Below are 4,111 nucleotides of genomic sequence, written 5' to 3' on the forward strand. Positions count from 1 at the left end.
ACAGACATTTGTAGTAAATAATGATAAAAACAGTAATGCAGACGAGTACGGATATCTTGCAGCAATACCCGCAGCAAATTATATCGATGGGGGCAAGAGATACGTCTCTCCAATAGTTTATCGCGGGGATGATACTCCTACCAACTGGTTTGGGACGGTTGATGATACCACCAAGTATTTGCTCGATGACTGGAATGCATATCTTGCAAGACATGATGTTGAGGCGACGGAATATGTGATAGACCCAGATCCTATAAAAGCAGCGGCTGATATTGCAACATCTAGATGGTCTTCATCTACTACAGCTGTTGTGGCAGTTGATGGAAGCAGTTTTTCAGATGAGATAGTCATTGTAGTGGATACCGACAAAACGCTTTCCTCTTTGCCTTCCATTACCAAAGTCCAGCCTGGCAGTCTTAAAGACGTTGGGGGAAACTTTGTTCATCCAATGTTCATAGGCCAAAAGTGGGGCGCCATTCATATTGTTGCCAAAGGTAACAACTTTGCAGGTGATGCAGGTTTAATCACTCCGAGATATGAGGCCCTAATGGAAGATTGGTGGCCGTATCCTTATGACTCTAATGGTGAAGACATAGATACTTTTTACCCTGTTACCCTTCCAGGCATATGGATGCCATATGTAACATCTGAACGCGGCTTGGAGGAACTGCAAATAATAAAATATGCTGGGGATAGATACAAAATACCGATTGACAATACGGACTCAACAATAAAGGTAACAATTACGACAGATGAATCGTCCAACCTGATTGTTTATCTTATTGATCCAAATGGTAATGTAAGGAGACCAAGTGTTCCTCATTACAACGGCGGTGAAATAAAACCCATCCATTATTGGAATGGCGGGCACTGGCAGCATGATCAGGCCGAGTTTCGTACTTGGACAATAGAACCACATACAGAATATTCCGTTAACGTTCACAACGCAATGGAGGGAAAGTGGACTGCCATTGTGGTTCCATTTTTCGATTATAGGGAAGGAGACATTGGTTTTAGCGGAGGATATCACATCACAGCAAATATAAGAAATTACAATCCGGATAGAACATCGGCAGCTCTGTCAGCAGCAAACGGTGCTGTAATAGCATCACTCAATCATGCTCCTTTGCTGTATGTGACGAAGGACACCGTACCATCAGAAACATCGGATGCGCTCTCCACTCTTGGAGTGTCCAACATCATATTCGTTAACATAAATGAAGTCAGCAGTGCAAGCATTAGCGGTGCAACAGAATACAAGACAATGCAGGAAGTGGTTGATGCCATAAAGGCAGATGCAAATTCAGAGAACTTTATAACAATAACGTCTCTTGCAACCGGTGACGGCTACTTTGCTCCGGCGGCGATGGCGGCTGCATATCATGTCTCTCCTGTTCTAAACATTGGGGAAGCATCAGAAGCATATAATACATTGGATGCGTTAACGGCGTGGCGAGAATATGCCGGCGACTACTATCATGGATGCAGGTCTGTAGGCCACCTCCCGCTCATGGATCACCCATTTGATTTTAAGGAATTTATTCAAGGGGCTTTAGGCGGGAATTTTCCGAGTCCTGGATTTGACTTAAAGCTGCGATGGTTTGGTGCTGTCAATGAAGGAATACATGAGTTCATCGACGGTTACGGTCTTGATAAACCAGGGCAAGAGGCACACCTGTTCGTGGCACCGAGAGATACTGATATCCGTGATCCGATATGTCACGCAATGACCGGAAACAACTCCTATGCCGGACATATTCCTGTAGAGACACCTGCATTCTCATCTGATGTTATCGTTAGAGATGTACTATACCCAGCGATTATTTATGCAAACCCGGGCAGGGATGTTACAACCTCTCAGATCATGAACTATCCTGACGGATACGTATGGCAAGCAAATGATGGGAACGGCTATCCTAACTATGCAACCCGCGAAGCAAAGCAAATATTTTCATCACATGGAAGGTTCTATGAAGGTCATTGTATATGGGATTACTTGCTGGAGAGGTATAATACAGGGGCAAGCATTAGTTATTACAGCGGCCATGGAACCGGCGGATCGGGCATATCAGCACAATACGCAAATATTGCTGGACAATTCCCATACGCAGAACCCACATATGAACATCTTAAGGGCTTTAACTGGTGGGATGCCTGGCGGGGATATAGTGGATATGATGGCAAACAGACAAAAACAGCACGGTGGGGAGGACCATCAAGTTATAATGCACAGGAGCCCAGCCTTTATGATATCATACATTTCAAGTGGGTAGACAAGGCATTTGAAAATCTTCACAGTGAAATCGAATGCTGGAGTTCATGCACAACTGGTGAACACTGGGGCCCAATGGTGTATCTCTCTCATGGGTCGGCAATATGGTATGGAAACTGTGGATCGTGCTACGGCATTCAAGATGATTTACACAATATGTGGACATTCAATGATGTACTAGTGAAAGGAGAAGGCTTTGGAGAAGCTGCATCAAAATATGTCTGGATTTTCGATCGTGATTTTACAACCTTAGACCCGACAACGTTGTATGGCAGATCAACATTATTCCAGGGCGGACTTGAAAATGTTAAGGCCCTCTACGGCGACCCGACGATGACATGTTACAGCCCAGACTGGACAGAGCCAGAACCAGTAATGCCATAAACTCTCTCCCCCTCTTTCTTTGTTTTTCCTTTTGGCCTGCGCCCAATAAATAACTCTTTCACATGGCTAAGAAGACAGATTATACCAAGGCTGGTCGTATGGTTGAAAAAGAAAAGGAACTCAAGGACAGGGCAAAAATCTGGAATGAAGAGGAAGATATTTAAGTTTTGAAAGGTATTTTAGCAGAGGTGATCAAATAATAGCGTTCGGCCCGGTTCCTTCGCGCCGCTTGGGACAGAGTTTGGGAATAAATAATATTCCTGCAAAGGTATGCACATATTCATGCGTTTATTGTCAGCTAGGGAATACGGTAGGGATGAGCACAGATAGACAGGCTTTTTATGACGTGGGCAGTATTTTAAAAGAAGTTGAAGAAAAAGTTAACAAAGTAAAAAAAGAAAAAATTGATTATCTGACCTTTGTACCCGATGGTGAGCCGACCCTAGACGTAAACATTGGAAAAGAAATAGACATGTTGAAGTCCTTGGGAATAAAAATAGCTGTCATAACTAATTCCTCACTTATGTGGAGAAGTGATGTAAGGGAAGATTTGTTAAAAGCAGATTTAGTTTCTCTAAAAATGGATGCGTACAGCGACGGTATATGGCACAGAATCAATAGACCATATAAATACCTCAATCACGATGAAATTTTGAAAGGGATACTTTCGTTCTCTGAAAAATTTAATGGGACGATAATAACGGAAACGATGCTTATTGACGGAATAAATGATGGGGCAGAAGAAGTTAAAAAAATAGCAGAATTTTTGAGTAAAATAAATCCAAGCAGGGCTTATGTTGCCGTGCCCACAAGACCTCCTGCCAAGAAATTGATAAAGCCCGCCGGAGAGCATGTCATTAATACGGCTTACCAGATATTCAGTGATATTCTTGTCGGCAAAGTCGAATATCTGATGGGTTATGAGGGAAATGCATTTGCTTTCACGGGCAATGTTGAAGAGGATTTGCTGAGCATTACATCCGTTCATCCGATGCGCGAAGAGGCCGTTAAGGAATTTTTAAAGAAGGGAAATGCAAACTGGAATGTCATCGACAGATTGGTAGAAGAAGAAAAAATCATCAAGTTGATGTATCAGGGCAATACTTTTTACATGAGAAAACTGCCAGGTAGGAAAATTTGAAGGATAATCACGAAACCCGAATATTACTGCAGAATCGCTCAGTGCCTTCGGTTTATCCTCATTTGCTTTATTCCTATAGAAAGCTGGCTGTGTCCTTGGTGTAATTTATCTGCGCTGTTTATCTTTTCAACCATAATTCTGTATGATGCCGCTAAACTGTAACCACCCGGCAATCCCATTTCAAAAGGGCTATGTGTAAAAACTATTTGTATTCTCTCGGATTATTCAACTGGCAAATGAAGGCTTAACCCCAAATTCGTAGATAGCTCTTGGAATTAGCGAAAAATTATAGTCAACCCATGAGAGTGATTCTT

2 protein-coding genes are annotated in these 4,111 nt (G+C 42.6%); both read left to right on the top strand.

The features are described 5' to 3' along the window. Positions 1-2,656, top strand: a 2,656-nt coding sequence (locus U9O96_07830) for a hypothetical protein (protein MEA2054994.1), incomplete at its 5' end; no start/stop codon positions are given. Between the two features lie 196 nt (positions 2,657-2,852). Continuing rightward, positions 2,853-3,797, top strand: coding sequence for a radical SAM protein (locus U9O96_07835; GenBank protein MEA2054995.1), 945 nt, complete (start codon positions 2,853-2,855; stop codon positions 3,795-3,797). The last annotated feature ends 314 nt before the right edge of the window (positions 3,798-4,111 follow it).

Source organism: Candidatus Thermoplasmatota archaeon, assembly GCA_034660695.1.
Taxonomy (GTDB): Archaea; Thermoplasmatota; E2; order UBA202; family DSCA01; genus JAYEJS01.